This is a genomic window from Caballeronia ptereochthonis, assembly GCF_001545075.1.
Lineage (GTDB): Bacteria > Pseudomonadota > Gammaproteobacteria > Burkholderiales > Burkholderiaceae > Caballeronia > Caballeronia ptereochthonis.
Window position 1 is genome coordinate 46,734 of sequence record NZ_FCOB02000008.1, and the last position, 25,268, is coordinate 72,001.

23 protein-coding genes and 1 tRNA gene are annotated in these 25,268 nt (G+C 66.1%); 15 read left to right on the forward strand and 9 right to left on the reverse strand.

The features are described from left to right. Window positions 1–155: 155 nt before the first annotated feature. The 4 genes from hemC to AWB83_RS10210 all read left to right on the forward strand — a co-directional run bounded on the left by hemC (window position 156) and on the right by AWB83_RS10210 (window position 6,330). The gene (gene hemC, locus AWB83_RS10195) at window positions 156–1,163 is read left to right on the forward strand and encodes a hydroxymethylbilane synthase (RefSeq protein WP_087044862.1); all 1,008 of its coding nucleotides are present in this window, start codon (window positions 156–158) and stop codon (window positions 1,161–1,163) included. Further along, window positions 1,163–3,319, forward strand: coding sequence for a fused uroporphyrinogen-III synthase HemD/membrane protein HemX (gene hemDX / locus AWB83_RS10200; protein WP_087044864.1), 2,157 nt, complete (start codon window positions 1,163–1,165; stop codon window positions 3,317–3,319). Before hemC ends, hemDX begins: the two co-directional genes overlap by 1 nt. Next, entirely contained in the window at window positions 3,319–4,512 is a 1,194-nt protein-coding gene (locus AWB83_RS10205; RefSeq protein ID WP_208636738.1) for a heme biosynthesis protein HemY, read from the forward strand. Before hemDX ends, AWB83_RS10205 begins: the two co-directional genes overlap by 1 nt. A gap of 246 nt (window positions 4,513–4,758) precedes the next feature. Next, window positions 4,759–6,330 carry a GDSL-type esterase/lipase family protein gene (locus tag AWB83_RS10210; RefSeq protein WP_087044869.1) on the forward strand — a complete coding sequence of 524 codons (1,572 nt, stop codon included), beginning with the start codon at window positions 4,759–4,761 and terminating at the stop codon, window positions 6,328–6,330. A 24-nt stretch (window positions 6,331–6,354) separates the two neighbouring features. On the opposite strand, the gene AWB83_RS10215 is transcribed toward AWB83_RS10210, so the two are convergent. The 5 genes from AWB83_RS10215 to trxB form a co-directional block, all read right to left on the reverse strand. Continuing rightward, complete coding sequence (locus AWB83_RS10215; protein ID WP_087044871.1) at window positions 6,355–6,678, reverse strand: rhodanese-like domain-containing protein; 324 nt, start codon at window positions 6,676–6,678, stop codon at window positions 6,355–6,357. Window positions 6,679–6,742: 64 nt separating this feature from the next. Next, window positions 6,743–7,396 (reverse strand): protein-L-isoaspartate O-methyltransferase family protein, encoded by a 654-nt coding sequence (locus AWB83_RS10220; protein ID WP_087044873.1) that lies wholly within the window; start codon window positions 7,394–7,396, stop codon window positions 6,743–6,745. 126 nt (window positions 7,397–7,522) lie between these two features. Further along, complete coding sequence (locus AWB83_RS10225) at window positions 7,523–8,143, reverse strand: trimeric intracellular cation channel family protein (protein ID WP_087044875.1); 621 nt, start codon at window positions 8,141–8,143, stop codon at window positions 7,523–7,525. Then, complete coding sequence (locus AWB83_RS10230; protein ID WP_087045181.1) at window positions 8,133–8,948, reverse strand: Smr/MutS family protein; 816 nt, start codon at window positions 8,946–8,948, stop codon at window positions 8,133–8,135. Before AWB83_RS10230 ends, AWB83_RS10225 begins: the two co-directional genes overlap by 11 nt. Before the next feature lie 263 nt (window positions 8,949–9,211). Then, window positions 9,212–10,207 (reverse strand): thioredoxin-disulfide reductase, encoded by a 996-nt coding sequence (gene trxB / locus AWB83_RS10235; protein WP_087044877.1) that lies wholly within the window; start codon window positions 10,205–10,207, stop codon window positions 9,212–9,214. A gap of 375 nt (window positions 10,208–10,582) precedes the next feature. Here trxB and AWB83_RS10240 point away from each other — a divergent pair, with 375 nt between their 5' ends. Further along, complete coding sequence (locus tag AWB83_RS10240; RefSeq protein ID WP_087044879.1) at window positions 10,583–12,898, forward strand: DNA translocase FtsK; 2,316 nt, start codon at window positions 10,583–10,585, stop codon at window positions 12,896–12,898. Window positions 12,899–12,933: 35 nt separating this feature from the next. Then, complete coding sequence (lolA, locus tag AWB83_RS10245) at window positions 12,934–13,614, forward strand: outer membrane lipoprotein chaperone LolA (RefSeq protein ID WP_087044881.1); 681 nt, start codon at window positions 12,934–12,936, stop codon at window positions 13,612–13,614. Between the two features lie 37 nt (window positions 13,615–13,651). Here the strand turns inward: lolA and AWB83_RS10250 are convergent, their stop codons facing one another. Together AWB83_RS10250 and AWB83_RS10255 are read right to left on the reverse strand one after the other, a co-directional pair. Next, a complete protein-coding gene (locus tag AWB83_RS10250; protein WP_244197659.1) occupies window positions 13,652–14,083 on the reverse strand; it encodes a hypothetical protein in 432 nt (143 codons plus the stop codon). Between the two features lie 321 nt (window positions 14,084–14,404). Next, complete coding sequence (locus tag AWB83_RS10255) at window positions 14,405–15,316, reverse strand: LysR family transcriptional regulator (protein ID WP_087044885.1); 912 nt, start codon at window positions 15,314–15,316, stop codon at window positions 14,405–14,407. A gap of 138 nt (window positions 15,317–15,454) precedes the next feature. On the opposite strand from AWB83_RS10255, the gene speB reads away from it, so the two are divergent. Further along, window positions 15,455–16,471, forward strand: coding sequence for an agmatinase (gene speB / locus AWB83_RS10260; RefSeq protein WP_087044887.1), 1,017 nt, complete (start codon window positions 15,455–15,457; stop codon window positions 16,469–16,471). Between the two features lie 63 nt (window positions 16,472–16,534). Here the strand turns inward: speB and cytX are convergent, their stop codons facing one another. After that, on the reverse strand, window positions 16,535–17,863 hold the full coding sequence (cytX, locus tag AWB83_RS10265) for a putative hydroxymethylpyrimidine transporter CytX (RefSeq protein WP_087044889.1): 1,329 nt from the start codon (window positions 17,861–17,863) through the stop codon (window positions 16,535–16,537). A gap of 179 nt (window positions 17,864–18,042) precedes the next feature. On the opposite strand from cytX, the gene AWB83_RS10270 reads away from it, so the two are divergent. From AWB83_RS10270 to AWB83_RS10280, 3 genes are all read left to right on the forward strand, one after another. Further along, a complete protein-coding gene (locus tag AWB83_RS10270) occupies window positions 18,043–19,359 on the forward strand; it encodes a replication-associated recombination protein A (protein ID WP_087044891.1) in 1,317 nt (438 codons plus the stop codon). Window positions 19,360–19,477: 118 nt separating this feature from the next. Next, window positions 19,478–20,776, forward strand: a complete 1,299-nt coding sequence (serS, locus tag AWB83_RS10275; RefSeq protein ID WP_087044893.1) for a serine--tRNA ligase — start codon at window positions 19,478–19,480, stop codon at window positions 20,774–20,776. Between the two features lie 101 nt (window positions 20,777–20,877). After that, window positions 20,878–20,968 (forward strand) — tRNA-Ser (locus tag AWB83_RS10280). Window positions 20,969–21,067: 99 nt separating this feature from the next. Here the strand turns inward: AWB83_RS10280 and AWB83_RS10285 are convergent. Then, complete coding sequence (locus AWB83_RS10285) at window positions 21,068–21,397, reverse strand: hypothetical protein (protein ID WP_244197660.1); 330 nt, start codon at window positions 21,395–21,397, stop codon at window positions 21,068–21,070. A 270-nt stretch (window positions 21,398–21,667) separates the two neighbouring features. Here AWB83_RS10285 and map point away from each other — a divergent pair, with 270 nt between their 5' ends. The 5 genes from map to minE all read left to right on the forward strand — a co-directional run bounded on the left by map (window position 21,668) and on the right by minE (window position 25,246). Continuing rightward, entirely contained in the window at window positions 21,668–22,450 is a 783-nt protein-coding gene (gene map, locus AWB83_RS10290; RefSeq protein ID WP_087044897.1) for a type I methionyl aminopeptidase, read from the forward strand. Between the two features lie 190 nt (window positions 22,451–22,640). Next, window positions 22,641–23,165, forward strand: a complete 525-nt coding sequence (locus AWB83_RS10295) for a GNAT family N-acetyltransferase (RefSeq protein ID WP_087044899.1) — start codon at window positions 22,641–22,643, stop codon at window positions 23,163–23,165. Between the two features lie 129 nt (window positions 23,166–23,294). Next, window positions 23,295–24,089 (forward strand): septum site-determining protein MinC, encoded by a 795-nt coding sequence (minC, locus tag AWB83_RS10300; protein WP_087044901.1) that lies wholly within the window; start codon window positions 23,295–23,297, stop codon window positions 24,087–24,089. 77 nt (window positions 24,090–24,166) lie between these two features. Next, a complete protein-coding gene (gene minD / locus AWB83_RS10305; protein ID WP_087044903.1) occupies window positions 24,167–24,982 on the forward strand; it encodes a septum site-determining protein MinD in 816 nt (271 codons plus the stop codon). 9 nt (window positions 24,983–24,991) lie between these two features. Continuing rightward, entirely contained in the window at window positions 24,992–25,246 is a 255-nt protein-coding gene (minE, locus tag AWB83_RS10310) for a cell division topological specificity factor MinE (protein ID WP_087044906.1), read from the forward strand. Window positions 25,247–25,268: the final 22 nt, after the last annotated feature.

A 25,268-nucleotide genomic window follows, 5' to 3' on the forward strand; every position in this document is an offset into this window, starting at 1 on the left:
CGCCGCTCACGCCGATTCAAACGCACCGCGGACGCCCCGAAAGGCGCATCGGACAAGGCTCTCGCGCGCTGCCCGTCTGTCAGTGGACCTTGGCGTGCGTGCTACCATTGTTCGCTAATATCCATTCATCCATCCCGTCATTCGATCGAGCATCAATGAATTCCGAGACGCATTCCACGACACCGCCCGCGAGCCTCACCATCGCTTCGCGGGAAAGCCGTCTTGCCATGTGGCAGGCCGAGCATGTGCGGTGTGCGCTGCACAAATTATATCCATCTTGCGACGTGAAAATCCTCGGAATGACGACGCGCGGCGATCAGATTCTCGATCGCACGCTCTCGAAGGTCGGCGGCAAGGGTCTTTTCGTGAAGGAGCTCGAGGCGGCGCTCGCCGACGGCCGCGCCGATCTCGCCGTGCATTCGCTGAAGGACGTGCCGATGGAACTGCCCGAAGGCTTCGCGCTCGGCGCCATTCTCGAGCGTGAAGATCCGTGCGATGCGTTCGTGTCGCCGCACTACGAATCGCTCGAGGCGCTGCCCGCGGGCAGCGTCGTCGGCACGTCGAGCCTGCGCCGCGAAGCGATGATCCGCGCGCGCTTTCCTCATCTCGACGTGCGTCCGCTGCGCGGCAATCTCGATACGCGTCTGGCCAAGCTCGATCGCGGCGAGTACGCGGCGATCATTCTCGCGGCGGCCGGTTTGAAGCGGCTCGGCCTGGAGGCGCGCATCCGCGCGCGGCTCGATGCATCGCAGAGCCTGCCGGCGGCGGGGCAGGGCGCGCTCGGCATCGAGATTCGCGCGGACCGCGCCGAGCTCGCCGCGTGGCTCAGGCCGTTGCACGATGAAAGGACCGCGCTCGCGGTCGAAGCGGAACGCGCGGTGTCGCGCGCGCTCGGCGGCAGTTGCGAGGTGCCGCTCGCCGCCTTCGCCGAATGGCGCGACGACGCGCTGCATCTGCGCGGCGCGGTGTCCATGCCCGACGGCAGGCGCGTGCTGCGCGCGGAAGAAGCCGTGCGTTCGCCCGATCTCGCCGCCGCGCTCGCATTGGGCAAGCGCGTCTCGGCGGACCTCGAGGCGCAAGGCGCGATGGACATCGTGAACGCGCTCACGACGGCGAGCCGCGCCGACGCTCCGAACACCGCTCCCTCGGGGCCGAAGTCCTGATGGCGAGCGAACGCCGCGCCACGATCGTCATCACGCGTCCGGCCGGACAGTCGCCCGGGCTGCTCGCGCTTCTTGCCGGCGCCGGATTCGACACGCTGGACTTCCCGCTCATCGACATCGCGCCCGTCGCCGACGATTCTTCCCTGCGCGCCGCGCTCGACGAGCTCTATCTCCCGCCCGATGCGCCCGCGCGCTACGCGCTCGTCGTGTTCGTGTCGCCGAATGCGATCGATCACGCGTTCAGCCGGCTCGGCGCGCCGTGGCCCGCGGATCTGCCGGTCGCGGTCGTCGGCCCGGGATCGGTCGCGGCGTTGACGCGCCAGGGCGTGCACGCGCCGGCGCATCGCGTGATCAGCCCTTCGGCGGACGAAGCCGATCCGCGCTTCGATTCGGAAGCGCTCTACGCCGCGATCGAAGCGCATTTCGGCGCGAACGGGCTCGAGGGCAAGCGCGTGCTGATCGTGCGCGGCGACGGCGGCCGCGAGTGGCTTGCCGAGCGCCTCGCCGAAGCGGGCGCGCGGGTCGAGAAAGCCGCCGCGTATCGCCGCGTGCTGCCCGAGCCGTCGATGCGGAAATGGGAGCGCATTCATGCGCTGCTCGCGGGCCTGCCGGACGGCCGGCACGCGTGGCTGCTGACGAGCTCCGAAGGCGTGCGCAATCTCGACGAGCTCGCGCACGAGCACCTCACCGCCGACGAAATCGTGCAGCTCAAGCGCACGCCGCTCGTCTGCCCGCACCCGCGCATCGCCGAGGCCGCGCGGGGAGCGGGTTTTGATAGGATTACGGTGTCCGGCGCGGGCGACGAACGCATCGTGCACTCGCTGGAAGCGTTGTTCCCGCTCGACCTCGCCCGTGCTTCCGCGCAGGCGGAAGCAGGACGCGGATCGGGCGATTCGGAGGCCCACGCACAAGCGAGCGCGTCCGCGAGCACAGGCGCGAGCAGAAGCGCGAGCGCGTCGAGCCCGATTCATTCCCCATCCGCGCCGACGGACGCCAAACCGGCCACCGCGCCGGCCCACCAACCGGCTCAATCACGCATGACTGACTCGAACGATTCCAAGAAAGCTTCACCTCAGCCGAACGTGACACCGCCCTTGCCGCCGAACACGCCCTTCACGCCTTTTGAGCAGCAGAAGCGTCGCGGCGGCGCGGGCATCGTGTTGTTGTGGTTCGTCGTCGTCATTCTGGCGGTGGCGGCGGGCGCGGGCGCCTTCGTCCTGAACCGCAAGTTCGACCGCGCCGACACCGAGATGTCGCAGCGTCTCGCCCAGGCCGACGAGCAGAACGCCGATCTGCGCGCGAAAGCCGATCAGGCGGCGAGCGCGACCACCGCGCTCAACACGCAGATCATCCAGCTGCAAGGCAAGCTCTCCGATGCCGAAGCGCACAGCCAGGCGCTGCAGCAGCAGTACCAGGATCTCGCGAGCAATCGCGACGACTGGACCGTCGCCGAAGTCGAGCAAATTCTGTCGAGCGCGAGCCAGCAGCTGCAATTGACCGGCAATGTGCAGCTGGCTCTGTTCGCGCTGCAGAGCGCCGACACGCGCCTTGCCGCGACCACCGGCCCGCAGGTGGTGGCGATCCGCAAGGCCATCGCGCAGGACATCGACAAACTGAAGGCGACGCCGACCACCGATCTCACCGGCCTCGCGATCAAGCTCGACACGGCCATCGAGCAGATCGACCAGCTACCGCTCGCGGGCGAAGCGCCGATCGCGCGCGCCCATGCGCAGGCCGCCGCGCCGGCGAATAGCGCGTCGATCGCGGCGGCCACCGGCGAGCCGCGCTGGAAGGTGCTGTGGCGGCAGATCACGAGCGGCATCGGGCAGCAGTTGTCGAGCCTCGTGTCGGTGCGCCGCATCGACAACGCCGACGCGATGCTCACCTCGCCCGATCAGGGCTACTTCGTGCGCGAGAACGTGAAGCTGCGCCTGCTGTCCGCGCGCCTGTCGCTCCTTTCGCGCAGCGAGCCGGCGCTCAAGTCGGACCTGCACGCCGCCGACGCGGCGCTCGCGCGCTACTTCGACGCGTCGTCGAAGAAGGTACAGGCCGTGCGTGATCTCGTGAAGCAGGTCGATCAGGCGTCGCTCGCGGTCGCCGTGCCGAACCTGAACGCCAGCCTCGCGGCCGTCCATCAGTTCAAGCGAGGCGGATGATGACGATTCGTGGACTCATCTGGCTCGCGCTGCTATTCGCCGTCGCGGTGATCGTCGCGACCGTCGGCGGCTTCAACGGCGGACAGATCCTGCTGGTGATGCCGCCGTATCGCGTGGACGTGTCGCTCAATCTGTTCATCGTGGCGCTCGTCGTGATGTTCATCGTGCTGTACGCGCTGATTCGCGCGGCGCGCGGCGTGTGGAAGATGCCGTCGCGCGTCGCCGCGTATCGCGCGCGCAGCAAGCTCGCGAAGGCGAATGCGTCGCTGCGGGATGCGGTCGGCCATCTGTACGCCGGGCGCTTCTCGAAGGCCGAGAAGGCCGCGCGCGACGCGCTTTCGGTCGACGACAACAAGGGCGCGGCCGGGCTGATCGGCGCGAACGCGGCGCATCGGCTGCACGAGTACGCGCGCCGTGACGAATGGCTCGCCCAGGTCGCCGGCGCCGACTGGCAGGACGCGCGCCTGATGGCGACCGCCGACATGCGCGCCGATGGCCGCGACGCCGACGGCGCGCTCGTCGCGCTCACCGAGATGCAGGCGCAGGGCAGCCGGCGCATCCACGCGCAGCAGATCGCGCTGCGCGCGCAGCAGCAACTGAAGAACTGGGGCGAAGTGCTCAAGCTCGTGCGTGTGCTGGAAAAGCGCGAGGCGCTGCATCCGGCGGTCGCGGTGCGGCTGCGGCAGGTGGCGGCGGAAAATCTCCTGCGCGACCGGCGGCATAACCCTGACGCACTTCTGGAACTGTGGCAATCGCTCTCGGCGACCGAGCGCCAGTCGCCGCGTCTCGCCGATCTCGCCGCCGAACTGCTGATCGCGCTCGACCGGCGCGCGGAGGCGAAGAAGATCGTCGAGGATGCGCTCGCGCACAACTGGGACGCGCGCTTGCTGCGGCGCTATCCGGACTGCATCGTCGGCGGCGACGCGTTCCCGCTGATCCAGCGCGCCGAAGCGTGGCAGAAGGAGCGCACCGAGGACGCCGACCTGCTTTTCACCCTCGGCCGGCTGTGCCTGCATCAGCAGCTGTGGGGCAAGGCGCAGGCCTTCCTCGAATCGGCGCTGAAGCTCGCCGACAACGAGCCGCTCAAGATCCGCACGCATCGGGCGCTCGCCCGCCTGCACGAGCAGCTCGGCGACACGGAGAAGGCCGCGGAACATTACCGCGCGAGCGCGCTGGCGATGAACGTCGTCTGATCCGCGCGGCGCGGGAAGCGCCTCGGGAAGAGCCGCATGAGCGAACGCTCATGCGGCTCTTTTTTTATGCGACCCGCGTGGTTCGCGGTTTTGCGATGTCTGTACGGCAGCGCACGGCGACGGTGGGCACCATGGTCTAGTTTCGCTCTACCAAATTGCGCGGCGGCGCCGGGCACAGTGAATCCGCGGAGTCGTTCTGCGGAATACCCTGCGCGTGGACGACCGTCCGAAAACAAGGAGGCTGACGTGAAACCAGGGCTTCGCAGGCTGATCGGCTTGGCGCTCGTCGTCTTCCTCTCCTGGCCGGACACGTCGCATTACTTCGCTCAGGGCGTCGTGACGACCGCGCCCTGGACCGGTACCTGGGCGATCGCGCCCGCGATCACGCCCGACCCCGGCTTCAACAATCAGACGATTCGCCATATCGTGCGCACGAGTATCGGCGGCACGGCGGCGCGCCTGAAGTTTTCCAATCTGTTCGGCGCGCAGCCCGTCACGATCGGCGATGTCCATGTCGCGCGCCGCTCGCGCGGGGCGCGCACGATCGCCGGCACCGATCGCCCGGTCACCTTCAACGGCCAGTCCTATGTGACGATTCCCGCGGGCGGCGCGGTGCAGAGCGACGCGGTCGCGTTCCAGGTTCCGGCGCTCGCCGACATCGCCGTGAGCTTTCACATTCCGTCGAAGACACCGCCGAATTCGACCGGCCACGTCGACGGCTTGCAGGACGTCTACGTCGCGCCGGGCGACGTGAGCAGCGACCCGGCGTTCGCGGGCGGCGTCGTGAATGCGGCGGGCGGACAGTCGTACTATTTCCTCACCAACGTCGACGTGATGAACGCCGCCGCGACGGGCGCCGTGGTCGCGTTCGGCGCGTCGATCACGGATGGGTTGTCGTCCACGCCCAACACGAACCGGCGCTGGCCGAACCTGCTCGCGAACCGGCTGGCGCGCGCGGGCATGACGGTCGGCGTGCTGAACCAGGGCATCAGCGGAAACGATTTCTTCACCGACGCCTCGGGTCAGGCGGGCCTTGCGCGCTTCGGCCGCGACGTGCTCGGGCAGGCGAACGTCAAATGGGTGATCGTCTCCGACGACGCCGTGAACGGCCTCATCAACGGCAACCCGGCGACTTACCAGCAGCTCGTCGGTGCGTACCGGCAGTTGATCCGGCAGGCGAAAGCCGCGAACGTCGGCGTGATCTGCTCGACGCTGACGCCGTTCAAAGGCCTCGCCGAATGGACGCCCGCAATCGAAAGCACGCGCGAGGACGTGAACGCGTTTCTCCGCGACGGCGGCAGTGGCTGCGATGCGGTGCTCGATCTGGCCGAAGTGACCGGCGGCCAGGACGGCGACAGCGCTGCCTATGTGCCGGCCTTCAACAGCGGCGACGACCTGCATCCGAACGACGCGGGCATGCAGGCGATCGCGAAAGCGGTCGATCTCACCTGGTTCGCGGCGCTGCCGCCGATCAATTCGCCGGGCGCGTGCGGCCATATCGCGACGGGCGAAGGCCTCGCGCTGGGCGAGTCGCTCGCGGCGTGCAGCGGAAATGTCGCGCTGAGCCTGCAGGGCGATGGCTATCTCATCGCGATGCAGGACGGCGTGGCGGTCTGGTCATCGAACGTGAGCGGCACGCCGGGCGTCGAAATCCGCATGCAGGAGGACGGCAATCTGGCGATGTACGACAGCAACGGCGCAATGGTGTGGCAGACGCACACCTCGGGCAATCCGGGCGCCTACGCGTCCATCCAGAAGGACGGGCATCTCGTCATCTATTCGGCGAACGGCACGGCGCTGTGGTCCAGCGCGGGATGAGCGAGCGGTTCGGAGGTAGAAGGATCAGTACGTGGGAACCGACGGGTCGACCTGACGCGACCACGCATCGATGCCGCCGTACAGGTTGAACATCTGCGTGAAGCCGCGCGATTCCAGGAACATGGCGACCTGGGCGCTGCGCGCGCCGTGATGGCAGATGCAGACGATCTGCGCTTCGTCGTCGAGTTCCTCGCTGCGCGCGGGGATGTCGCGCATCGGAATCGACACGATGTTTTCGATCTTGGCCGTCTGGATTTCCCACGGCTCGCGCACGTCGAGCAGAACGGGAGCGGGGCGCGAGGAATCGGCGAGCCACGCGGCGAGTTCGGGTGCGGTGAGATTTTGCATGGAAAACTTAATAAGACGAGAGGGGGCGCCGCCGCGACGATTCGCCCGGCGGCGCGGACCTGATTCAGAACCGGAACAGCGACGGATGCACCGCGTTCCTGAGCGGCGCGACGAGCGTCTCGAACACGTCCGACACGCGGAACTGCTTTTCATCGACGCGCGTGATGATTTGCGCCTTCATGACGGGTGCAGATCCGACGAACGCCGCGATGCGGCCGCCGATCTTCAGTTGTTCCAGAAATTCCTGCGGCATGACCGGCAGGCCGCCCGACACGCAGATCACGTCGTAGGGCGCGCCCTGGTCCCAGCCGAGCGCGCCGTCGCCGACGATCACTTCCACGTTCGTCACGCCGTTCGCCGAGAGGTTCTGCTTCGCGAAGCCGGCGAGTTCCGGCGAGATTTCGACCGTGGTCACGCTGCGGCCGCGGTGCGCGAGCAGCGCCGCCATGTAGCCGGAGCCCGTGCCGATTTCCAGCACCGTTTCGGCCTTGTGAACCGCGAGCTCCTGCAGGATGCGCGCCTCGATCTTCGGCGCCAGCATGCGCTCGCCGCCGGGCAGCGGCACTTCGAGGTCCGCGAAAGCGATGTTGCGGTACGCGGCGGGAACGAAGTTCTCGCGCTTGACGATCGCGAGCAGGTTCAGCACGTCCTGGTCCAGCACTTCCCACGGACGAATCTGTTGCTCGATCATGTTGAAACGCGCTTGCTCGATGTTCATGTTCTGTGTGCGTAGTGGCGACCGGCGCGTGCACGCGTCGCGGCCGGATGCGGGGCTAGAAAACTACCGGATTGTAGCAAAAGGAGGGGTTTTCCCGCCCGTTTCTCCTCCCATGCCCGCTCGACGCTAGTGCGGCAGGCGGATATCGAACTTGAAGGTGACGAGCCGCGCGAGCAGGATGAACGCCGTCGACAGGAGCACGTTGTAGACCGTGTCGACGTCGAGCCGCTCGAGCCCGAGATAGATCCAGCAGCCCGCGAATGCGCACACCGCGTAGGGGCGCGAGTCGCGCAGGATCAGCGGGATCTCGTTGCAGAGCACGTCGCGCAGGACGCCGCCGAACACGCCGGTGATGACGCCCATCATCGTCGCGGTGAAGGCGGGCATCTGCGCGTCGAGCGCGATCGAGGTGCCCGACACGCTGAAGAGGCCGAGCCCGATCGCATCGGTGACGAGCAGCGCGCGCTGGTCGAACAGGCGCGAGGTCAGCCGCAGGAAGAGCGGCGCGAAGATCGACATGGCGAAGATGAAGAGCACGTAGTCCTGATGCTCGACCCAGTAGAACGGCCGGCGCGAGAGCAGCACGTCGCGCACCGTGCCGCCGCCGAACGCCGTGACGAGCGCGACGAGGAACGCGCCGACCGCGTCGAGCCGGCGCTTGCGCGCCTCGATGAGCCCCGAGAAGGCGTACGCGAAGATCGCGAGCGCCTCCATGATGGCGATGGCGAGGGAAAGTCTAGGGTGCACTGTGGGGTCCGGGCCCGCGGCTCTTGTCCTGCGGATGGTTGTGATGCCGCGGCGCGCCGTGCGGCTGCAGGAGCACGAGCACCGCGCCCGCGCCGCCGTCGTGCGGGCGCGCCTGGCAGAACGCGATCACTTCCGACTTCTGCACGAGCCACGCGCGCACCTTGCCCTTCAGCACCGGCTCGCGGCCGATGGAGCCGAGCCCCTTGCCGTGGATCACGCGCAGGCAGCGCAGCCCGCGCTTCACCGACTCGCGGATGAACTCCGCGAGCGCCTCGCGCGCTTCCTCGCGGCGCATGCCGTGCAAGTCGAGCTGCGCCTGCACGATCCACGCGCCGCGCCGGAGCTTCCTGACGACTTCCTGGCTGATGCCGGGCCGGTGGTAGGACAGCGTTTCGTCGATGTCGAGCAGGCTTTCGGGGTCGTACTCGTCGGAGAGCGCTTCCTGCAGCACGGCTTCCTCGTCGCGGCGGCTTTGCAGCGGCACGGGCGGCGGCGGCACGCGGGCGATCGTCGTGCGGGGCGGCGTCCTGAGCGGCTCGACTTCGCCGATGGCGCGGCGGAACTCGTCCGCTTCGGCGACGGCTTCGCGTTCGGCGCGCGCTTGAGCGACGCGCTGCACCTCGCGCTTCTCGGCGTCGGCCTTCAGCGCGCGCTTGAGCGACGACAGGCCGGCGAGACCCTCGCGCTTCACGGCGGCGGCTACGTCGCGCGCATCGGCCGGGCCGGGTTCCGCGGGCGCGGCCGCGCGCGGCGCTTGCGTGCGCCGGACTTTCGACTCGTTCGGGTGAGGGAGATTCTTCGGCATCGTTCGGCCAGCGGAAATCGTCAGGAAGCAGACTCGACGCGCAGCGCGCCGATTGTGCCACGCGCGCGCTGCCGGATGCCCGCGCATGAAACGCGGCCAGACGCACGTCGAAACGAAAACGGGCCGGCGGCGTGAACCGTGGCCCGTTCTGCAACCCGGATGCGCGGTGCGAAACGCCCGGCGCCGGCGATGGACGCTTTCCGGAAAGCGGGCGACACATATTTTAATGTCTCGCCGCGCCTTTCCGCGCCCCGGAAGGCCGATCAGCGATCCGCTTCGTGGCTCATCGAATGCGGCGTCGGCGTCTCGTCGATGGTCTCGAGATAGCGCTGAGCATCGAGCGCGGCCATGCAGCCCGTGCCCGCGCTCGTGATCGCCTGGCGATAGACGTGATCCTGCACGTCGCCCGCCGCGAACACGCCGGGGATGCTCGTCGCGGTGGCGTCGCCGGAAGTGCCGCCCTTCGTGATGATGTAGCCGTTCTTCATCTCGAGCTGGCCGACGAAGAGGTCGGTGTTCGGCTTGTGACCGATCGCCACGAACACGCCCTGCAGCGAAATGTCCGTGGTCTGGCCCGTTTGCGTGTCCTTGATGCGCAGGCCGGTGACGCCGGAGCTGTCGCCGGTCACTTCGTCGAGCACGTGGTTCCACTTGATGTCGACGATGCCTTCCTTTTCCTTCGCGAGCAGACGGTCGATGAGGATCGGCTCGGCGCGGAACTTGTCGCGGCGATGCACGACCGTCACCTTCTTCGCGATGCCGGCGAGGTAGATGGCTTCCTCGACGGCCGTGTTGCCGCCGCCGATCACCGCGACTTCGCCGTTGCGATAGAAGAAGCCGTCGCAGGTCGCGCAGGCGGACACGCCACGGCCCATGAACGCTTCTTCGGACGGCACGCCGAGATATTGCGCCGATGCGCCCGTCGCGATGACGAGCGAATCGCAGGTGTATTCGCCCGAGTCGCCGATCAGCCGGAACGGCCGCTCGTTGAGCTTCGCGGTGTGGATGTGATCGAACACGATCTCGGTGTTGAAGCGGCGCGCGTGTTCCTCGAAACGCTGCATCAGTTCCGGACCCTGCACGCCCGCCGGGTCCGCCGGCCAGTTCTCGACGTCGGTGGTGGTCATCAGCTGGCCGCCTTGCGCGAGGCCGGTGATGAGCAGCGGCGACAGGTTCGCGCGCGCGGCATAGACGGCGGCGGAGTAGCCGGCGGGGCCGGAACCGAGAATCAGCACTTTGGCGTGTTTGGGCGAAGACATGATGATGGTCCGTTATTGATGGTCGGCTCGGAAGCGCGCCTGGCGGCGCCTGGTCGATTGCCTGCAACGCAGCAACATCGACGCCAGCCGTGCGGCTCGTGGCCGAGGCCTGCGCCGGGTGCTCCCGATGAACCCTAGTTAGGTGCGAAGAGAGGATTATAAAGGCCGCGGGAAAAGCCTTCCGAGTGAACCTTTCAATCGGTTTGATAGGCGAAACGGCGAGGAACGGCCGCATGACGGGCGCGTGACGAGTGTTACAGGTTGCAAGAACACGCCCGTTTTTGCGCCGTTCACCGCAATGCAGCGTTTACAATAGGTCACCGTTCTATGCGGCCGTTTCCTTGAGGGACGGCCGCGACAAGCGACACCGAATCAATGGCCAAAGCTACTTATTCCGCGAGCCCGCAGGCATTGCCGCACCGCATGTCGCGGCTCTTCACCGAGATTCGCTGGATTCTCCAGGTCGCGCTCGGATTGTTTCTCGTGATGGCGCTGCTTTCATACAGCCGCAAGGATCCGAGCTGGACCCACGCGGTGAGCGTCGATCACATCGCGAACTGGGCGGGGCGCGTCGGCGCGTACACGTCCGATATCCTGCTGCTCGTCTTCGGGCTGTCCTCGTACTGGCTGATCGTGCTGCTCGCGCGGCGCATCGTCGCGAATTACCGGCGTATCACGCAACCGCCGGTCGTCGACGAAGACGCTTCGCGCGATCGCACCTGGCTTGCCGAGGCGTTCGCGTTCGTGCTCGTGTTGCTCGCGAGCGACGGCATCGAGGCGCTGCGCATGTGGTCGCTCAAGGTGCAGTTGCCGCGTGCGCCGGGCGGCGTCGTCGGCGATATCGTCGCGCGGCAGGTTTCGCACGCGCTCGGTTTCACCGGCGCCACGCTGTTTCTGCTGATCGCGCTCGCGATTGGCCTCTCGCTCTATTTCCGCTTCTCGTGGCTTTCCGTGTGCGAGAAGGTCGGCGACGGCATCCTCAATGCGATCACCGGCGCGCAACTGCGCCGCGAGGCGGGACGCGACCGCAAGCTTGGCGAAGCGGCCGCTTCGAAGCGCGAAGGCAAGGTCGTGCGCTCGCGCGAGAAGAGCGAGGATCACGAGCCGGTCATGATCGTGCCCGCGGTGGCGACGCCCGCGCGCTCCGAGCGCGCCGAGAAGGAAAAGCAGGTGCCGCTCTTCAAGGATCTGCCGGGCGATTCCACCTTGCCGCCGCTCGCGCTGCTCGATCAGCCGCCGAAGACGCAGGAAACCATCGCCGCCGATACGCTGGAATATACGTCGCGTCTCATCGAGAAGAAGCTGAAGGACTTCGGCGTCGAGGTGAGCGTGATCGCGGCGTATCCGGGGCCGGTCGTCACGCGCTATGAAATCGAGCCGGCGACGGGCGTGAAGGGCAGCCAGATCGTAAGTCTCGCCAAGGATCTGGCGCGCTCGCTGTCGCTCGTGTCGATTCGCGTCGTCGAGACGATTCCGGGCAAGAACTACATGGCGCTCGAGTTGCCGAACCAGCGCCGCCAGACGGTCAAGCTCTCCGAAATCCTCGGCTCGGAGGTCTACGCGGCGGCGGCCTCGTCGCTGACGATGGGCCTGGGCAAGGACATCGGCGGCAATCCGGTCTGCGCCGATCTCGCCAAGATGCCGCACCTGCTGGTCGCCGGCACGACGGGTTCGGGCAAGTCGGTCGGCATCAACGCAATGATTCTCTCGCTCCTGTACAAGGCGAGCGCGGATCAGGTGCGCCTCATCCTCATCGATCCGAAGATGCTCGAAATGAGCGTCTATGAAGGCATTCCTCATCTGTTGTGCCCGGTCGTCACCGACATGCGGCAGGCGGGGCATGCGCTCAACTGGGCGGTCGCCGAGATGGAGCGGCGCTACAAGCTGATGAGCAAGATGGGCGTGCGCAACCTCGCGAGCTTCAACACGAAGATCGAGGAAGCGAAGAAGCGCGACGAAAAGATTCCCAACCCGTTCAGCCTCACGCCCGACGAACCCGAGCCGCTCACGCGCCTGCCGAACATCGTCGTCGTGATCGATGAGCTCGCCGACCTGATGATGGTCGTCGGCAAGAAGGTCGAAGAGCTGATCGCGCGCATCGCGCAGAAGGCGCGCGCGGCGGGCATCCATCTGATTCTCGCGACGCAGCGTCCGTCGGTCGACGTCATCACCGGCCTCATCAAGGCGAACGTGCCGACGCGCATCGCGTTCCAGGTATCGTCGAAGATCGATTCGCGCACCATTCTCGATCAGCAGGGCGCCGAGTCGCTGCTCGGCATGGGCGACATGCTCTATCTGCCGCCGGGCACCGGCCTGCCGGTGCGCGTGCACGGCGCCTTCGTGTCGGACGAGGAAGTGCATCGCGTCGTCGAAAAGCTGAAGGAGCACGGCGAGCCGAACTATATCGAGGGCATTCTCGAAGGCGGCCTGGCGGGCGAGGGCGACGAAGGCTCGGCGGGCGCGGGCGGAACCGGCGGCGCCGACGGCGAGTCCGATCCTCTGTACGACCAGGCGGTCGAGGTCGTCATCAAGAACCGGCGCGCGTCGATTTCGCTCGTGCAGCGGCACTTGCGCATCGGCTATAACCGCGCGGCGCGCCTGCTGGAACAGATGGAGAACTCGGGACTCGTCTCGGCGATGTCGTCGAACGGCAACCGCGAGATCCTCGCGCCGGCGCGCGACGCGGAATGAGCGCGTCGTCGGCATCACGAAGGGAGAACAAAAGCATGAAGCAGCAAACGGGGAATCGTTCCATCAAGGCGTTGAGCGCCGCGCTCCTGTCGGCGTCCATGCTCTTCGCATCGCACGCCTTCGCGAGCGGCACGGAGCAGTTGAAGGCGTTCGTGTCGCAGGTCCGCGCGGCGCGCGGCGACTTCACGCAACAGGAAGTCAAGGCGCCGGGCAAGGCGAACAACGGCGCGACTTCGAACCCGATGCCGACCAAGGGCACGACCTCCAGCGGCACGTTCATGTTCGCGCGGCCGGGCAAGTTCATCTGGTCGTATGAGAAGCCGTACTCGCAGATCCTGCAAGCCGACGGCGACAAGCTCTACGTCTACGACAAGGACCTGAACCAGGTCACCGTGCGCAGTCTCGGCGGCGCGCTCGGCGCGAGCCCGGCGGCGATTCTCTTCGGCAGCAACGACCTGCAGAAGAACTTCAACCTGCGCGATGCGGGCGAGAAGGGCGGCATCGACTGGCTGGAACTCACGCCGAAGGCGAAGGACACGCAGTTCGAAACGGTCGGCATCGGCTTCAAGGACGGCAACCTGCAGGCGATGGAGCTGCACGACGTGTTCGGCAACGTCACGCTGCTCACGTTCTCGAACATTCAGAAGAACCCGCCGATCAAGAGCGATACGTTCAAGTTCACCGTGCCGAAGGGCGCGGACGTGATCAACGGTTGAGGCTCCATTGCGCGGCCCCGCGCGGGCCGCATATCGTTCAACGATAGTTCGTCATGAGCGTCACCTGCTTGGGGGACGCCGGGGCATCGTCGTTTGCGCGCATCGACAGTGTGCCGCCCAGCGCGCCGACATGATATGTCCCGCGGGCGTCCGGCCTGACGATATGCCCCTTGCCGTCCGTGAAGTCGGCGGCGAGCGCATCCGCGCCGGTTGCATGGCCCGCGACCGACAGGGAAACCTCGGCGTTGGGCGGATTGTTCGGCTCAGGGACGAACGTAACGTAGGTCGTTCGTCCGCGCGTGTCCGTGATCTGCGTCTGCGCCGCAAAGGGAGCGTGCGATCCCGGCGCGGATCCGACCGAAACGTCAAACGAAGGCGCCACCAGCGCGCCGGTGAAGGTAATGACGCCTCCGGTCGCGGCGGTTGCCTCGGCCGCGAGGGAGCAACAAACAGTCGCGCTCGCCAGCATGATTCGTCCAGCCAGTGTTGCATCTCTCAGGTTCGTTTTATTCATCTTTTCCCCCATTGAAAAGAAGCTGGCCCGCCTCCTGGCGGGTTTGCACCCGATACGGCGGAAGCGCGCATCGCGCCGCTCGGACGAGTCGTTGCGTCTTATTTTTGAGATGCGCGCGAGTTGATATTAGGAGGAGTCATATTGCTCCTGCAATACGATTTTGATAGCAGAACTGTAAAAATATGTGCTATCAGCCTCGAAGCATTTGTAGTGCTTATTTTGTTGCTTCGAGGCCGTTAAATACGCGAGCTCAATCGCCCGCGGCAACGCCTGGCGTCACGCATGCGCGGCCTGCATGTCCTCGATGAACGCTTCGACGATCTCACGTTTCGCTCCGCGCAGGCCGCTCGCTCGTTCCGTGCGCGTGACCATCTGAAACGCGACGCGATAGCGCATCGCCTTCGGATTCAGCGGTGCGAGCAGTCCTTCCTTCACGTAGGGCGCGGCGAAATGCTCGGGCAGATAGCCCAGATGCCGGCCCGACAGGACGAGCATCGCGACGGCCTCCATGTTGTCCGCGACCGCGCCGATATTGCGCGGCGTGAGCGCGCCTGCTTCGGGCAGCGGATAGCTGCGCCACGCCCACTCATGCTCGAAGGCGTCGGCCACGCGGATGCGCCCCGCGCGCGCGAAAAGCGGATGATCGCGCCCGCAATAGGCGAGCTGATCTTCCGCGAAAATCTCCGTGTAATCGAGCGACGGCACGCGATGCCAGAAATACCCGATCGCCATCTGGATGCGCTCCGACAGCAGCATCTCCTCGAGCTCACCCGGCGAGCGCACGAGCACCGCGAAGCGCACCGATTCGTCGCGCTGCCGGAAACGCGCGATCGCCTGACTGACGCGCGCGTTCGCGCTGACGGGCGTATTGCCGATCATCCCGAGCGTGAGCGTGCCGACGAGCTTCTTGCCGACGTTGCGCGCGGTCGAATCGAAGGTGTCGATGGCGGCGAGCAGCGTCCGGCACGCGTCGACGAACTGCTCGCCGCGCGAGGTCAGCGCGAAGCCGCCTCGCCCGCGCTCGCAGAGGCGGTAGCCGAGCCGCGTTTCGAGCGTCGCGAGCTGGGTGCTGATGGTCGATTGCCCGACGTTGAGCGTTGCCTGCGCCGACGACACGCCGCCCGCATCGACGATGGCGAGAAACACGCGGATGAGCCGCAGATCGAGATCGGAGAGATGGGTGAACATGGGCGTGCCGCCATTACATCGATGAATATCGATGTGAAGTTAATTTCCTCTCCATTTTAACTTCGGAAAAAAGCGGCTATTAATTCCGGGATGAGGCGAGCCAGCCGACTTGCCAGACAACCGGAATCATCTAACGTCATGAATACGTCCTCGCTCTTCGCTCCCGCCGAGCACTTCGACTCGCACTTTCTAGAACATCGCGCCGAGCGCCCGCAGCCGCTCTCCGGCAACCAGATGCCGCGCTGCGGCGGCATCACGACGATGATGCGCCTGCCGCACGTCCAGTCCGCCGAGGGGCTGGATGCATGCTTCGTCGGCGTGCCGTTCGATCTGGGCACGTCCAACCGCACCGGCGCGCGTTTCGGCCCGCGCCAGGTGCGCAGCGAGTCCGTGCTGCTGCGTCCGTACAACATGGCGACGCGCGCGGCGCCCTTCGATTCGCTGCGCGTCGCCGATATCGGCGATGTTGCGATCAACCCGTACAACCTGCTCGATTCGATCGACCGCATCGAGCGCGCGTATCGCGAGATCCTGAAGCACGACTGCAAGCCGCTCACGCTCGGCGGCGATCACACCATCGCGCTGCCGATCCTGCGTGCGATTCACGCGAAGCACGGGAAGGTCGGGCTGATCCACATCGACGCGCACGCGGACGTCAACGACACCATGTTCGGCGAGAAGATCGCACACGGCACGCCGTTTCGCCGCGCGGCGGAAGAGGGCTTGCTCGACTGCTCGCGCGTGGTGCAGATCGGCCTGCGCGGCACGGGCTACGAGGCCGGCGATTTCGACTGGTGCCGCGAGCAGGGCTTTCGCGTCGTGCAGACGGAGGAATGCTGGAACAAGTCGCTCGCGCCGCTGATGGAGGAAGTGCGCGCGCAGATGGGTGACGGCCCGGTCTACATCACCTTCGATATCGACGGCATCGATCCCGCGTTCGCGCCGGGCACGGGCACGCCGGAAATCGCCGGGCTGACCGTGCCGCAGGCGCTGGAAATCGTGCGTGGCGCGCGCGGGCTCAACATCGTCGGCGCGGATCTGGTGGAGGTCGCGCCGCCCTATGACCCGTTCGGCACGACCGCGCTGCTCGGCGCGAACCTCGCGTTCGAGCTGCTGTGCGTGCTGCCGGGCGTCGAGTATCGCGCGGCGAAGTGAGCGAGCGGCGTGCCGCGCGCTGATGCGGGAAAGCCGCCGCTCGGCGGCTTTCCCGCATGAACATCACGCGTAAGCGCGACGCCTTCCCGATACGAGCAGCAGATAGCACACCGCGCCGAGCGCGAGCGCGGGCAGCGTCGCGCCGAGATTCGGCAGCCATTGATTGATCGCGTGATACGCGGCAATCCCGATGCCCCACGCGACGAACGCGCTCACGTGCCAGCCGCCCGAAAAGCCGTAGCGTCCGTCGATGGACCCGAGCGCGTCGGCGTCGATGCGGCGCTTTCTCACGATGAAGTGATCCGCCAGCACGACGCCGAAGAGCGGCGCGAACACCGAGCCGATCAGCAGCAGGAAGTTCTGGTACTTGCCCATCTCGACGACGAGCGCGACCAGCGTGCACAGCGCGCCGAACGCGCACGAAAGCATCGGCACGCCGGCGCGCGCCCAGAACGTGCCCGTCGATACGGCCGCGGAGTGGATATCGGCGAAGGCGTTGTCGATTTCGTCGATGAGAATCAGAAAGAGCGCGATGCCGCCGCCCGCCTGCGCGAGCGCGACGGTCAGCAGCGCATCGCCGCCGCCTGCGGCGAGCCCGTACACCGCGCCCAGCGCATAGAACCACAGATTCGCGATGCCGTAGCCCAGCAGCGTGCCGCGAAACGCGCCGCCGGCGCTCTTGCCGAAGCGCGTGTAATCGGCGATGAGCGGCAGCCACGAAAGCGGCATCGCGACGACCAGATCGATGCCCGCGCCGAACGCCATCTCGCCCGTGCCGGGGCGCGAGAGGAGCGCGCCGAGATCGTGCTGCGAAAGCAGATTCCACGTGAGCCAGCCCGCGCCGCCGAGCAGCAGCCAGATGCCCCAGGTCCGAAGGAAGCGCCGCACGAAGGAGAGCGGGCCGCTTATCGCGAGCAGCGTCGCGAGCGCGCCGAAGATGAGCGTCCAGACGAGCGGCATCGAGAGATGGAAGGATTGCTTCGCGAGCGCGTCGGCGGAATCGCGCATCACGATGATCTCGAACGAGCCCCAGCCGACCAGCTGGATCGCGTTGAGCACCGCCGGCACCGACGCGCCGCGCACGCCGAGCGTCGGCCTGAGCGAGGACATCGCCGCGAGCCCCGTATCCGTGCCGACGACGCCCGCCAGCGCGAGCAGCACGACGCCGATCGCCGTGCCGATGACGATCGCCGCGAGCGCGTGCGGAAGCGACAATCCCGGCACGAGCAGCGCGCCCGCCTGCGCGACCAGAAGGCCGATCCCGAGCGAAAACCACAGCGCGAACGCATCGCTCGTGCCGAAGGCGCGCCGCTCGGGCGCCACCGGCGTGAGGGGCGCGTAGGTCGAAGTTTCGCCCGGTCCGGCGCCGGGTGTCGTGTGCTCTTGCCCCATCGGATTGCGTCCTTATATTGTCAAAGCATTGTCGGAGAAGCGCGTGGCCCGCTTCGTGCGAAGCCGTCCGCCGTCAGGCTGTCATAATGATCCGATTTTGCGGCCGCGCCGCGTCCCCTGAGAAGCGCGAGATTATCGCCGCGATCCACCCAACCGCGTCAACCTGCATCGCACAGCACATGTTCGAAGAAAACCGTGGCACCGTTCCACTCGCGGAGCGCCTGCGCCCCCGCACCATCGACGACGTGATCGGCCAGAAGCATCTGCTCGGGCCGAGCAAACCGCTGCGCGTCGCGTTCGAATCGGGCGAGGCGCATTCGATGATTCTCTGGGGTCCGCCCGGCGTCGGCAAGACCACGCTCGCGCGCCTCATGGCCGATGCGTTCCACGCCCAGTTCATCTCGCTCTCGGCGGTGCTCTCCGGCGTCAAGGATATCCGCGAGGCGGTGGAGACCGCGCAGATTCATCGCGCCAACGGGCATCAGACGCTCGTGTTCGTCGACGAGGTGCATCGCTTCAACAAGAGCCAGCAGGATGCGTTCTTGCCTCATGTGGAGTCCGGCCTGTTCGTGTTCGTCGGCGCGACGACCGAAAATCCGTCGTTCGAGGTGAATAGCGCGCTCCTGTCGCGCGCGGCGGTGTACGTGCTGAAAAGCCTCGACGCGGACGAGCTGAAGGAGCTGCTCGAGCGCGCCACGAAGGAACTCGGCGGACTCACGTTCACCGACGAGGCGCGCGACGCGCTGATCGGCTCCGCCGACGGCGACGGCCGCAAGCTTCTGAACAATCTCGAGATCGTCGCGCGCGCGGCGGCGCAGCAAAAGCAGACCGAAGTGGACGGCGCGCTGCTCGGCAGCGCGCTCGCGGAGAATCTGCGCCGCTTCGACAAGGGCGGCGACGCGTTCTACGACCAGATCAGTGCGCTGCACAAATCGGTGCGCGGCAGCAATCCGGACGCCACGCTTTACTGGTTCTGCCGCATGCTCGACGGCGGCGCCGATCCCCGCTATCTCGCGCGGCGCATCGTGCGCATGGCGTGGGAGGATATCGGCCTCGCCGATCCGCGCGGCGCGCGCATCGCCCTCGATGCGGCCGAAACCTACGAGCGGCTCGGCACGCCCGAGGGCGAACTGGCGCTCGCGCAGGCGCTGATTTACCTGGCCGTCGCGCCGAAGTCGAACGCCGGCTACAACGCGTACAACGAGGCGCGGCGCTTCGTCAGCAAGGACCAGTCGCGCGGCGTGCCGGTGCATCTGCGCAACGCGCCGACCAAGCTGATGAAGGAACTCGGCTACGGCCACGAATACCGCTACGCGCACGACGAACCCGACGCCTATGCCGCCGGCGAAACCTATCTGCCCGACGGCATGCGCGATCCGTACTGGTATCAGCCGACGCCGCGGGGGCTCGAAGGCAAGATCGGCGAAAAGCTCGCGCGTCTGGCCGAGCTCGACGAAGCCTGGCGGCGCGAGCATCGCGACGAAAAGAAGCGCTGAGAGAAACGCTGAGCCGCATCCCGTGCTTTTCTCCATGCTATCCGCCGCTCGCGCCCGGCACGCGATGACCGTGCGCTAGAATCGTCGTTTCCGAATACTCCATACAGCAGCCCCCGCCATGCTCGACATCCAACTCCTCCGCAAAGACCTGGACGGCGTCGCGAAGCGCCTCGCCGATCGGGGCTATACGCTCGACGTCGCCGCATTCGCCGCGCTCGAAGCCGAGCGCCGCGAGATCCAGACCCGCACCGAAGAACTGCAGGCGCGCCGCAACAGCCTGTCGAAACAGATCGGCGCGATGAAGGGGCGCGGCGAGGACACGTCGGCGGTGATGGCGGAAGTGAGCGGCATCGGCGACACCATGAAGGAATCCGCGGCGAAGCTGGACGACATCCAGAAGCGCCTCTCCGATCTCATGCTGACGGTGCCGAATCTGCCGCACGAGAGCGTGCCGGTCGGCGACGACGAGACGCAGAACGTCGAGGTGCGGCGCTGGGGCAAGCCGCGCGAGTTCGACTTCGAGATCAAGGATCACGTCGATGTCGGCGCGCCGCTCGGCCTCGACTTCGAGACGGGAGCGAAGCTCTCGGGCGCGCGCTTCACGGTCCTGCGCGGGCCGATCGCACGGCTGCATCGCGCGCTCGCGCAGTTCATGCTCGACACGCATACGGAGCAGCACGGCTATACGGAGGCGTACACGCCGTACATCGTGAATCCGGAGATCCTCTACGGCACGGGCCAGTTGCCCAAGTTCGCCGACGACATGTTCCGCGTCGAGAAGGGCGGTGACGAGAACAAGGTGACGCAGTACCTCATCTCGACGTCGGAGATCTCGCTCACCAACACGGTGCGCGACAGCATTCTCGAAGCGAGCGCGTTGCCGGTGAAGCTCACGGCGCATTCGCCGTGCTTCCGCTCGGAGGCGGGCTCATACGGGCGCGATACGCGCGGCCTGATTCGCCAGCATCAGTTCGACAAGGTCGAGATGGTGCAGATCGTATCGCCGGAGCATTCGTACGCCGCGCTCGACGAGATGGTCGGCCAGGCGGAGACGATCCTGCAGAAGCTGGAGCTGCCGTATCGCGTGATTACGCTCTGCACGGGCGACATGGGCTTCTCCGCGGCCAAGACGTTCGATCTCGAAGTGTGGCTGCCGGCGCAGAACACGTATCGCGAGATTTCGAGCTGCTCGAACACGGAAGGCTTCCAGGCGCGGCGCATGCAGGCGCGCTTCCGCAATGCGCAGGGCAAGCCGGAGTTCGTGCACACGCTGAATGGCTCGGGGCTGGCGGTGGGGCGCACGCTCGTCGCAGTCTTGGAGAACTTCCAGAACGCGGACGGCTCGGTGACGATTCCGGCCGTATTGCGTCCCTACATGCGTGGTCAGGAGCGGATCGAGGCGCCCGCGGCGGGCTGATGCGTATTTGCAAAAAGGGGCTTGGAAAGCTCAAAAGACTTCGATATACTTTCGTTCTTCGCTGAGCAACGACCGGTTCACGAAGACCCGAAAGGGTAGACGGAGAGGTGGCAGAGTGGTCGAATGTACCTGACTCGAAATCAGGCGTACGGTTTTCCCGTACCGTGGGTTCGAATCCCACCCTCTCCGCCAAGACACAGAAACCCCGCAAGTCGCAAAGACTTGCGGGGTTTTGCTTTTGGGGCCGTGCAATCCGACGCTCCGCTCCGACGATGAAGCGCCGCGTTTGCCTCAAGTCGTACACCGTGCGATATCGAAGCGCAGCTCCGGCTCCGGAACTCCGCCATCGTCACTCGACGACTGCTGCACTTTCACGATCGATCCATACGACGAAGGCGTCAGCGTCACGAGCCACGCGTTCGAGCCGACCATCAACTCCGTCGACCCTTGATCGCGCGTCGCTTGCGCCGAGGGAATCATGCGTTGCAGGCAACTGGAGATATCCGACGCGGCGCGCGCCGACGAAACGTGAATCACGGGCCTCGACGCGCGCAGCTCGGGGCTGCTCGTCGAGCTGCAGGCGGCAAGAACGGCGACGCCCGACAGGACGGCGGAAACCAAGGCAAATCGATGCAAGATCATAACGCTCCGGCAAGTCTGAATTCGGGCCACTAAAGCACAAACGCGCCCGCATCACAAGGCCGGAAGCGGCGCGCGGGGCATGCGGAACCCGCGCGCAAGACCCCCGCGAGCGCAGCGCCCGGACGGCCCCCGCAAAGGCCGGGCTGCGCGGGAATGCTATCATCGGCCCCATTGTCCTCGTGCGCCGCTCGCCTGAAACACGGCGGAAAGCCGCGCGCGCAGGCGGCACGAACCGATCTGCATTGCTCAATGGCCATCACGCTCAAGACACCCGCCGACATCGAAAAGTTGCGCATCTCCGGCCGCATGGCCGCCGAAGTCCTCGCGATGATCGCCGAACACGTCCGCCCGGGCGTCACCACCGACGAACTCGACGCCATCTGCAACCGCTTCATCGTCCAGGAACTGAAGGCCATTCCCGCCAACGTCGGCTACATGGGCTTCCCGAAGACGGTATGCACCTCGGTGAATCACGTCGTGTGTCACGGCATTCCCGGCCCGAAAGAACTGAAAGACGGCGACATCATCAATATCGACGTCGCGATCATCAAGGACGGCTACTACGGCGACACGAGCCGCATGTATTACGCCGGCACGCCGAGCGCGGAAGCCCGCCGGCTCACCGAGACGACCTACGAGGCGATGCTCGCCGGCATGCGCGAGGTGCGTCCGGGCGCGACGCTCGGCGACGTGGGCTTCGCGATCCAGGGCGTCGCGCATCGCGAGGGCTTCTCCGTGGTGCGCGAGTACTGCGGCCACGGCATCGGCCGCGTGTATCACGAAGACCCGCAAGTTCTGCACTACGGGCAGCGCGGCGCGGGCCTGCGCCTGAAGCCGGGTCTCGTCTTCACGATCGAGCCGATGATCAACGCGGGCCGTGCTGCCACGCAGCAGTCGCGCGACGGCTGGACGGTGACGACCAAGGACCGCTCGCTCTCCGCGCAGTGGGAGCACATGGTCGCCGTCACGGAGAACGGCTTCGAAGTGCTCACGCCGTGGCCGGACGGCACGGGAGCCTATCCGGCGCCATGAGCCGCGCCGTGATGACCCCACGCCGTGAGGACGGCTACGCAACCCCGTGTGCGCTGTAAAGCACTTTCCGGGATTTAGGAATTGACGGGTTCGCCCGTTCGGTTGAAGCTATGCCAATGGCCCGAAATGCCGGACCGGCCGCAAGAGCCGCACGCGCATGGAGCCTGAAAGTCAGAGAGAAATAGCCCGCATGAGTCCCTCATTGACCGTCAGCCGCATCGCCGCGCAACAAGGTTCGGTCTTGCGCGAGCTTCGCACGGCGTCGCTGCGCGAAGCGCCGTACGCATTTGGCGAAACGCTGGAAGATGCGCTTCTGGTCGAGCCATCGTATTTCGACGAGACCGCGGCGCGGCACGCGAGCTCGGAAAAGCTCGCGACGTTTCTGCTGTACACGGAAGGTCATCCCTGCGGTCTCGTGCACGCCTACATCGAAGATGCGCCGAACGCGCGCGCCTTCGTGAGCGCGCTGTGGGTCGCGCCCGCGGTGCGCCATCTGCGCGGCGGCGAACTGCTCGTGAAGGTCGCGTCGCAATGGCTCGTGGAGCACGGCGCCGCCGAGGTGCACGCGTGGATCGCCGATGAAAACCGCACCGCGATGCGCTTCTACGAGCGCCTCGGTTTCGGTCCCACGGGCGATCGCCGCGCGATGCCGTCTCACGAGGAAGAAGCCGAGTCGCTCTACGTGCGTCACATGCATTCCGCGCGCGAAGCATAAGCGCGTCCCGTCCTCGCTGCACGCGTGCCTGTCGCGCGCATTTCTCGTTTTCGTTAGCCGAATCGGTCCTAAAAAATATGGCCGCGTGCGACAACGCCTGTAAAATACGCAAAATTTTTGGCCGTTCCTATGTCGCTCAACAAAACGCCCTTTTTCGAACTGCGCAGCGGCTCCGTCGACACGCTTCTCTTCGTCGTCAAGACTCCCGACCTCGATGCCCTGCGCACCGAACTCACGCGGCGCTTCGAAGCGACTCCCGAATTCTTCGCGGGCGATGTCGTCGCCATCGACGTGCGCCGTCTTGCTGATTCCGCCAGTTCCGCGAAAGGCGGCGAAGGCGAGCGCGTGTCGCTCGCGGAGCTCGAGAAGCTGCTGAAGAGCGTTCGCATGCGCCCGGTCGGCGTCGTCGCCTTGCCCGCGCAGTCGTGGGCGATTCAATGGGCGAACGAAGGCGGCCTGCCGATTCTCGAAGCGCGCGACCGTCGCGGCGCGCCCAAGCCTTCGGTCGACGAAGCGAAGCCGAACACCGAAGCCGCCGCGGTGATCGAGGCGGCCGTCGCCAACACGCCGCCGCCGGCCGCGCTGCCGCAGCCCGCGACCATCATCGACCGGCCGCTGCGCTCGGGCCAGCAGGTCTACGCGAAGGGCGATCTGATCGTGCTCGGGCTCGTGTCGTTCGGCGCCGAGGTCATCGCGGAAGGCAATATCCATATCTATGCGCCGTTGCGCGGCCGCGCGCTGGCAGGCGTGCACGGCAATCTGGATGCGCGGATCTTCTGCACCTGTCTCGAGCCGGAACTGATCTCCATCGCGGGAATCTACCGGACCACCGAGAACCCGCTGCCTGCCGACGTGCTGAGCAAACCGGTGCAGATCTGGCTGGACGAAGAAAAACTCATGATCGAACCGCTGCGGCTGACCTGAAAGCCGCGCGCCCGATGCCCCTGGCGCGCGCTCATGGCAACGCGAGCGGACCTATTTGACGAACACAAGGTACTTGTATGGCAAAAATCATTGTGGTGACTTCGGGGAAGGGCGGCGTCGGCAAGACGACCACCAGCGCGAGCTTCGCATCGGCGCTCGGGTTGCGTGGCCACAAGACCGCCGTGATCGACTTCGACGTCGGTCTGCGCAATCTCGACCTCATCATGGGTTGCGAACGCCGCGTGGTGTACGACCTGATCAACGTCATTCAGGGCGAAGCCAACCTGCACCAGGCGCTCATCAAGGACAAGAAGTGCGAGAACCTCTACATCCTGCCGGCGTCGCAGACGCGCGACAAGGACGCGCTCACGCTCGAAGGCGTGGAGAAGGTCATCAACGAACTGATCAAGATGGACTTCGAGTACATCGTCTGCGATTCGCCGGCGGGTATCGAGTCCGGCGCGCTGATGGCGATGCACTTCGCCGACGAAGCGCTCATCGTGACGAATCCGGAAGTGTCGTCGGTGCGCGACTCGGACCGCATCCTCGGCATCCTTTCGTCGAAGACCAAGCGCGCGATCGAAGGCAAGGAGCCGGTCAAGGAGCACCTGCTGATCACGCGCTACAACCCCAAGCGCGTCTCCGAAGGCGAGATGCTTTCGCTCAACGACATCCAGGAAATCCTGCGCATCGAACTGATCGGCGTGATTCCGGAATCGGAAGCGGTGCTGCATGCATCGAACCAGGGTCTGCCCGCCGTGCATCTCGACGGCACGGATGTCGCCGAGTCGTACAAGGACGTGGTGTCGCGCTTCCTCGGGGAGCAGAAGTCGCTGCGCTTCACTGATTATCAGAAGCCCGGTCTGCTGCAACGCATCTTCGGCACCAAGTAAGGGGACGCAATGTCGATTCTTTCGTTTTTGCTGGGCGAGAAAAGAAAGTCCGCTTCGGTCGCGAAGGAACGCTTGCAGTTGATCATTGCGCACGAGCGCGCGGGTGGCAAAGCCGCCGCCGATTATCTGCCGGCGTTGCAACGGGAACTCGTTGCGGTGATTTCGAAGTACGTGAAGATTTCCAATGACGACATCCGAGTCAGCCTCGAGCGTCAGGACGATCTCGAAGTGCTGGAAGTGAAGATCGAGATTCCGCAGGCGTAACGTCTAGCGCCAGCGCGCGCAT

Bases quoted from the DNA above. Each gene is read 5' to 3' on its own strand.
- minC (WP_087044901.1), top strand. From the start codon at position 23,295: ATGTCGCTCAACAAAACGCCCTTTTTCGAACTGCGCAGCGGCTCCGTC.
- AWB83_RS10270 (WP_087044891.1), top strand. From the start codon at position 18,043: ATGTTCGAAGAAAACCGTGGCACCGTTCCACTCGCGGAGCGCCTGCGC.
- map (WP_087044897.1), top strand. From the start codon at position 21,668: ATGGCCATCACGCTCAAGACACCCGCCGACATCGAAAAGTTGCGCATC.
- AWB83_RS10255 (WP_087044885.1), bottom strand. From the start codon at position 15,316: ATGTTCACCCATCTCTCCGATCTCGATCTGCGGCTCATCCGCGTGTTT.
- minD (WP_087044903.1), top strand. From the start codon at position 24,167: ATGGCAAAAATCATTGTGGTGACTTCGGGGAAGGGCGGCGTCGGCAAG.
- AWB83_RS10295 (WP_087044899.1), top strand. From the start codon at position 22,641: ATGAGTCCCTCATTGACCGTCAGCCGCATCGCCGCGCAACAAGGTTCG.
- hemC (WP_087044862.1), top strand. From the start codon at position 156: ATGAATTCCGAGACGCATTCCACGACACCGCCCGCGAGCCTCACCATC.
- AWB83_RS10215 (WP_087044871.1), bottom strand. From the start codon at position 6,678: ATGCAAAATCTCACCGCACCCGAACTCGCCGCGTGGCTCGCCGATTCC.
- AWB83_RS10205 (WP_208636738.1), top strand. From the start codon at position 3,319: ATGACGATTCGTGGACTCATCTGGCTCGCGCTGCTATTCGCCGTCGCG.
- AWB83_RS10250 (WP_244197659.1), bottom strand. From the start codon at position 14,083: ATGCTGGCGAGCGCGACTGTTTGTTGCTCCCTCGCGGCCGAGGCAACC.
- hemDX (WP_087044864.1), top strand. From the start codon at position 1,163: ATGGCGAGCGAACGCCGCGCCACGATCGTCATCACGCGTCCGGCCGGA.
- speB (WP_087044887.1), top strand. From the start codon at position 15,455: ATGAATACGTCCTCGCTCTTCGCTCCCGCCGAGCACTTCGACTCGCAC.
- minE (WP_087044906.1), top strand. From the start codon at position 24,992: ATGTCGATTCTTTCGTTTTTGCTGGGCGAGAAAAGAAAGTCCGCTTCG.
- serS (WP_087044893.1), top strand. From the start codon at position 19,478: ATGCTCGACATCCAACTCCTCCGCAAAGACCTGGACGGCGTCGCGAAG.
- AWB83_RS10240 (WP_087044879.1), top strand. From the start codon at position 10,583: ATGGCCAAAGCTACTTATTCCGCGAGCCCGCAGGCATTGCCGCACCGC.
- trxB (WP_087044877.1), bottom strand. From the start codon at position 10,207: ATGTCTTCGCCCAAACACGCCAAAGTGCTGATTCTCGGTTCCGGCCCC.
- cytX (WP_087044889.1), bottom strand. From the start codon at position 17,863: ATGGGGCAAGAGCACACGACACCCGGCGCCGGACCGGGCGAAACTTCG.
- lolA (WP_087044881.1), top strand. From the start codon at position 12,934: ATGAAGCAGCAAACGGGGAATCGTTCCATCAAGGCGTTGAGCGCCGCG.
- AWB83_RS10230 (WP_087045181.1), bottom strand. From the start codon at position 8,948: ATGCCGAAGAATCTCCCTCACCCGAACGAGTCGAAAGTCCGGCGCACG.
- AWB83_RS10220 (WP_087044873.1), bottom strand. From the start codon at position 7,396: ATGAACATCGAGCAAGCGCGTTTCAACATGATCGAGCAACAGATTCGT.